The following is a 6,073-nucleotide window of genomic DNA, read 5'->3' on the forward strand; positions in this document are numbered from 1 at the left end:
GGCCGGGGACCGCGCCGGGCTGCTGCTGTTGCGGCGGAACGGGGTAGGGGCCGCTGGGCTGGTCGCGCGGCGGAGGGCCGTACGGGCCTCCCCTCGGCTGTTCGCCCGGCGGAGGACCGTACGGCCCTCCCGGTTGGTCCGGCGCCGGCGGGCGCGATGCGGGGCCGGGGTCCGAAGGATTCGTCATCGCCGTCGTCTTCCAGTGAGGGGCCGCCTATCTAGAAGACTCTAGAGCTTGGAGACCCCCCGTGCCGGGACGTGTCCTACGGCGATCCGGCAACGTGCGGTCCGCGGGGCACGCCGCCCGGTCTGCGGTGTCCGTGGCCCCGCTGCCTCCTGGCACCACGGGCACCGCGGACACCGTCGGACCTGTCGCCGGTCCCGGCGCCGGGCCGTGGACCGGACGTCGCTCAGGCGGCCGGCGCACCGGCCGTGGGCTGCGTCGACCGCACCTCCGCCAGGCTCGGCTTGGCGACCAGCCCCGGAAGGTCGGCGGTCGCGGCGCGCAGGCGGGCGATGCCCTCCTGACCGAGGTCGCCCAGCATGATGTCGTAGGCGAGGTCGCGTACGACATCGGCGCCGACGACCGAGTGGAGCATGGCGCCGATGGTGTCGGACAGCACTCGCTCGTAGTCCTCGAACCGCACCGAGTCGGCGACGGCCGGGTTCCACTCCATGCCGTCTCCCGTGCTGACGTGCAGCTGGAGCCCCCCGGTCACCGGATCCACGTGGTCGAGGTCGATCTCCGCGGCGATCTCGCCGCGGCCCGCCGGGGTGCCGTCCTCGGTGAACAGCAGGCCCGGGACCGTGAAGGTCACCCGCTCGGCGGCCGGGCGCGGCCGCGCCGCCGGGCCTCGCGGCGCGCGCGGGACCTCGACGTGGTCGAGCCCGGAGAGCATCCGGAACGTCGCCAGGCCGAGGACGCTGTTGATCGCCAGCGCGGTCGCCCGGGTCACCGTCTCCATCTCGCCGGGCTTGCGGGTGAGGTAGCCGCTGAAGCCGTAGGCGATGATCCGCTGGCGGACCGGGGAACGCAGGAAGATGCGGAGGCGGACCCCCGCGACCGGCAATTCGAACTCGGTGTCGGCGTCGCTGATCTCCGAGCGGACGTAGCCGCTTTCGGTCCTGGCCAGTTTGCCGGCCAGCGTCAGCTCGCCCTCGTTGCCGGTCCTGGCCAAGGTCAGCACGTACAGGTCGCCGTCCAACTCCGTGATCACTTCGTCGGCGAGGACGGCCGACAGCGCCCGCGCCGTCTCGTTCAGGCCATGCAGAGTCCTGCGGGGCATGCGCGTCCGCAACTGGTTCTGCGTCGTCACCCTCTCCCCGACCGTGGTCTCGACGTGCTCGACCTCCCGCTCGGCCTGCTTGCCGGTGTAGTTGCGCAGGCTGAAAGCCACCACCTCGTTGTCCGTTCGCACACCGCAGGTGGCCTTCAGCGACTTCTTGGCACTGAGCGGGTAGGGGAGATCCTGCCTGGCGTACCTGGTCGCGTCCACGAACACAGGGACGTCTTCGTCGAAGAGGCGCCGGACGTAGAATTCTTCTTTGGTCTGCGTGGCCACTATGACCCCTTCTCCGTGCTCTGCCGCCGGTGCGGCGGTAACGTCGGACACCCGGCCGTGTCCCGGCCAGGTGTGGTACCGGCGGGCTCCGAGGCGGGGCCGGCAACCGGTGTTCACCTTCTGCTACTTGACCGTTTCGGGCCAGACCGGATCGGCAAGTACGAGAGAGAACGTGCGAGTTGCCTCATCGCGGGGACGGTCTTGCGTAATACACGGGGGCAGCACTTCACAAAGGAGAACAAGTGCACAAACTGAGTGACTACGTGCTGGCTGTTCGCACCACCGGCTCTCCCCCCGCGCCCGAAGGGATCAAGACGGTCGACCTGGTGCCGGGCGAGAGCGGCGACCCGATCGCGGACACCATCGCCGGCCTGCGGGCCAGCGGTCTCACGGCGGCCGACTTCCGGTCGCGGGTGATCTTCCTCGCGCCGGAGGGCATCGCCGGCCTCGTCCCGTACGCGGCGCTGTGCGGGTTCGCGGGCCGCCGTGTCGACGCCTACGCCGACGGGGCCGTCCTGGAGTTCTCCCGGCTGGCGCCGGACGGGGAGAAGTTCGCCGACGCGGGCCGTCCTCCCGGTCATCTGATGTGGGGCCAGGTCGGCGGACCCGAGGCGGAGGGAATGCCGACCGCGCATGTCGACGCCGGCTCGCAGCGGCTGCTCGACCCGGCGGCCGTCACGGTGATCCGGTACGCGGCGCGGCTGCGGATGGTCCCGCCCGACGCGGCCAGGGACGCGCTCGCCACCTTCGTGCTCGTCGCGGCGATTCGGCGGCGGTCCGACGACCGCTTCCCCTACCTGTCCACCGGAACGGAACCGGTTCCGTCCACCAAGGACGACCCGGAGCAGGGGACCGACCTGGAGAAGCTGCGGCGCGAGGCGGCCGCGTACCGGCAGGAACTGCGCAGCGAGCGCCGCGGCGCCGACATGCTGCCGCCCTCCCCGGTGTCCGCGCACAACAAGCGGATCGCCGAGGCCAAGGCGGTGGACGTCCGGACGGTGCTGACGCGGCTGGGCTCCTTCGCCGACGACGACGGCCTGTGGCACTGCCCGCGCCCGCGCAAGCACAGCAACGGCGACGAGAACCCCTCGATGAAGGTCTACGGCGACAACCGGACCCGGTGCCACCGCTGCGACGCGGAGAAGGTCGGCCCGATCCGCCTGGTCATCGAGGTGCTCGGGGTGACTCCGGACGAAGCGGCGAACTTCATCCTGGACTCCGACCGCGTCGTCGACATGCGTGCCTCCTGAACGGCGCGGCGATAGACGAAGTCGACGTCGCAGGGGGTCCGATGACCGAGCCGCGGGGCTGCGTGAACCTGGCGGTTCTACTGCGGGAAGGGAAGACCGTGGGCCACGTCCACCGCAGTGTGCTGGACCGCGTCAGCGAGATCGCCTCCCGGCTGGGCTGCCGGGAGGCGGCCGCCCTCGGCCGCCTCCCGGTCTCCTTCACCGGCACCGGCGTGCCGCGGCTGCATCGTGATCTGGAGCAGGTCATCGCCTTCGCGGCCGCGGCCAGGCGTACCGGCTGGGTCCTTGGAGAGATCGCCGTCGCTCCCGCCGAGCGTCCCGTGCTGGTGATGCGGACGGACAAGGGCAGGCTGTGGGCGCATTCCGCCCGCGGCTTCGAGATGCACGACTCGGCCGGCGTGCGGCAGATCAGCGAACTGGACTCGGTCCCGGGGGTCGCTCGGCGCGCCCCGCTGACCGACCTCATCCTGCCGCTGGCCGAGGCCGTGGCCCATGCCAGGGTGCTGGAGCTACGTCCGCGGTGAGCGTGCCCGGCCCCGCGGGCCCGGGATGTGGACGGGACGCCGCCCGCCGGTGCGGCCGCGGCGCCTCCTGCCGTCCCGGCGCCGCGCCCGCGTTCGGGCGTCCCGTCAGGCGGAGAGAAGCCTCTCCGGCGCCGCGGACGGGCCCGTGACGGTGAATTGCAGCGCCGCCGGGAACTTCGTCTCCGGGTTGGCGATGAGGCCGCCGACCTGCCGCGCCGCCGCCATCTGCTCGGCCATGACTCCCGGGCGCACCCCGAGCACGTAGTCGGCCTCCATCGGGCTCGCCGCGGTGACGCACCCGGCCGGCAGCGCGGCGTAGGCGCCCAGGAAGACGCGGCTGCCCTCGGGGATCAACGAGGCGAGCGCCCGCACGACGATCCGCGCGGCCGGGCCGGTCACGGTCACCGCCCGCATCTGCTCGAGCGCCTCCCGGATCTGGCCGGCCTGCTCACCGGTCATGACGCCGCCGGAGATCAGGCCGCCGGTGTTCGGGCCCGTGCCGTTCCGCCGGCTGACCACGACCGAGTCGTTGACCTTCGAGACGACGATGCCCGTCTTCTCGCGGGAGGCCGCGAGCGTCTTCACGGCCCGGCGGGACGCGGCGAGGCTGGGGAAACCGGGGACCTGGCGGATGCCCTGCGCCCCGCACACGGTCACCTGTGTTCCGTGGACGTGCACCTCGTCGATGTTCTTGTCGCGCATCAGTTCGCCGAGCAGGTGGGAGCCGTTCAGCACGTTGTAGACCTTGCTGGCCAGGGCCGCGTCCCCGTGGGTGTGCCGGGTGAGGACCTCCAGCCAGATCTCGGGGAGCCGCGGGCGGAGCGTGTTGGCGATCTGCTCCGCGGTGATCCACGCCTCATCGGCCGCGGGTGCCGGCTGTGCGGGCCCGCCGGGCGCGGGCTCCGTCGCGGGACGCGCGTTCTGCTGTGCCGGAGCGGCGGCCACCTGGGCGGGGCGCTCAGGTTCCTGGCCCTGCGTGAACCCTGTGTCTTGCGTGAACCCCGTGTCTTGCGTCAACCGGGTGTCCTGCACGGATTGCGTCTCTTGCGTGAACTCGGTGTCCTGCGTGAACTCCGTGTCCTCCGGAGCCTGTGCGGCCGGAGCGTCCTGAGGCTCCACCGGTTCCTGTTCCGACTCCTGCGGACTCGGCTGCGTCTTCGGCTTCTCGAAGGGCACCGTCGCGGGTGACCGCTTCGCGGCCGCCTCGGCGACCGTCTGCTCCCTCGGCGTTCCGCCGTTGGACTCCGGGGCCGAGGGCGGTGCGCCGTTGCCGGAGTCGTCCCAAGCGGAGAACAGCGCGGCCCAGTCGTCCTGTCCCTCTTGCTGCCCGGCCGGCGTGCCGCGCTCCGCGCCGGCGGTGGTCGCCGGGGTGCCGTTCTCCGCGGCCTCCTGCTGCGGGGCCTTCTCGTCCGGCTCGTCCTCGTTCTCTGGGGCGACGCCGATGGCCGCCCAGAAGTCCATCCCCCCGGCGGGCTCATTTTGCGCTGCCATGTCGTCGTTTCCTTCCGTACGGTGGGGTCGACCCGAGGGGTCACTTGGGGTTCAGACCGAGGATCTTCTTGAGCAGGCCACCGCGGCCGTTGGACGAGGCCATGTTCATCTCCGTGGCGAAGACGGGGTCTTCGGTGACGGACAGCAGAATCTCACGGAAGGTCGCCTCCATGTCGGGTCCGGCCTGCAGATAGTTCAAGCGCCGGTTGTTGGCCGCCTGCGTCCACTCCTGGTCTTCGGGGATCATCCCGACGAACCGCCAGCCCGGCATGAGATCCATGACGTCCTCCGGGCTGCAGTCCACGTCGGCGCGCGCCCGGTTGAGGATCAGCGACAGCTTCTCCGGGTCGACGCCGCCGCTCCGGGAGTGCTGCGGCATGGTGATCGCCCGCAGCCAGGACCGGGCGGCCTCCAGCGTCACCCGGTTGGGCTCGACCGGGACCAGGATCGCGTCGGCCTCGGGGAGGATCAGGTCGGTGAACGTCGTGTGGTACAGCTCGGCGACCGGGGTGTCGACGAAGACGAAGTCGAACGCCCGGCGCAGCACCGCGAGGATCCGCCGGTACAGCACCGCGTTGATCAGTGCCGGGTCGGCCTTGATGACGTCCGGCGGCCCGAGCAGCGCGTGCAGGTCGGTGTCCGGCGAGTACGCGAGGTAGTTGCGCACGGTCTCCGCCGACAGCGCCCCGTTCACGTGGAGCACGTCGAGGACCGTCGGAGTCTCCAGGTTCAGGTAGCGCGCGACGTCGGCCTGCTGGAAGTTGGTGTCCACCAGGACGACCGAACCGGGCCGGCCGGCCGCGTGCAGGTGCCTCGCCGCGTACACCGAAAGGTTGACCGCGGTACTGGTCTTACCGACTCCGCCCTTGGCCGAGGCGACGGCGATGACCCGGCCGCGCTTGGCGGGGGCCTCCAGCGCGTGGGCCGCCGGGGCGGGAAGCGCCGGCTGCCGGGCCGGCCAGCCGGTGCCCGACGCGGGAACGGGCAGGGAATCGTGGTCATGGCTTGTCGCCGACCCCTGCTCCTGTACCGCCTCGGGGTGCTGTCCCTGCCAGGGCTGCTGGGGCTGCTGGGGCTGATGGACGGGCCAGGCGCGCTGGTCGGGGGCCGGGGCGGCCTGCTGGTGCGCGGCCGGATGCTGCCCTCCGGGGTGATACTGCGCGGCCGGAGGATGCTGTGCGGCGGCCTGGTGTTGTGCAGGGGCCTGGTGTTGTGTAAGGGATTGGTATTGCGCGGGGGCCTGGTG

The 6,073-nt window shown here is 71.8% G+C and carries 5 protein-coding genes; 2 read left to right on the forward strand and 3 right to left on the reverse strand.

Going from position 1 to position 6,073, the window contains the following annotated elements:
- Window positions 1-410 precede the first annotated feature (410 nt).
- Window positions 411-1,562, reverse strand: coding sequence for a hypothetical protein (locus tag E1281_RS36115; protein WP_131884197.1), 1,152 nt, complete (start codon window positions 1,560-1,562; stop codon window positions 411-413).
- A gap of 242 nt (window positions 1,563-1,804) precedes the next feature.
- Here E1281_RS36115 and E1281_RS36120 point away from each other — a divergent pair, with 242 nt between their 5' ends.
- Both E1281_RS36120 and E1281_RS36125 read left to right on the forward strand, forming a co-directional pair.
- Window positions 1,805-2,812 carry a hypothetical protein gene (locus E1281_RS36120; protein WP_131884198.1) on the forward strand — a complete coding sequence of 336 codons (1,008 nt, stop codon included), beginning with the start codon at window positions 1,805-1,807 and terminating at the stop codon, window positions 2,810-2,812.
- A gap of 41 nt (window positions 2,813-2,853) precedes the next feature.
- A complete protein-coding gene (locus E1281_RS36125; RefSeq protein WP_131884199.1) occupies window positions 2,854-3,336 on the forward strand; it encodes a hypothetical protein in 483 nt (160 codons plus the stop codon).
- Between the two features lie 105 nt (window positions 3,337-3,441).
- Here E1281_RS36125 and E1281_RS36130 read toward each other — a convergent pair whose 3' ends face one another.
- Together E1281_RS36130 and E1281_RS36135 are read right to left on the reverse strand one after the other, a co-directional pair.
- Complete coding sequence (locus tag E1281_RS36130) at window positions 3,442-4,827, reverse strand: hypothetical protein (RefSeq protein WP_131884200.1); 1,386 nt, start codon at window positions 4,825-4,827, stop codon at window positions 3,442-3,444.
- Window positions 4,828-4,867: 40 nt separating this feature from the next.
- Window positions 4,868-6,073: AAA family ATPase (locus E1281_RS36135; protein ID WP_131884201.1), on the reverse strand; the 1,206-nt coding region annotated here is incomplete at its 5' end.

It is taken from the genome of Actinomadura sp. KC345, from assembly GCF_004348515.1.
Taxonomy (GTDB): domain Bacteria; phylum Actinomycetota; class Actinomycetes; order Streptosporangiales; family Streptosporangiaceae; genus Spirillospora.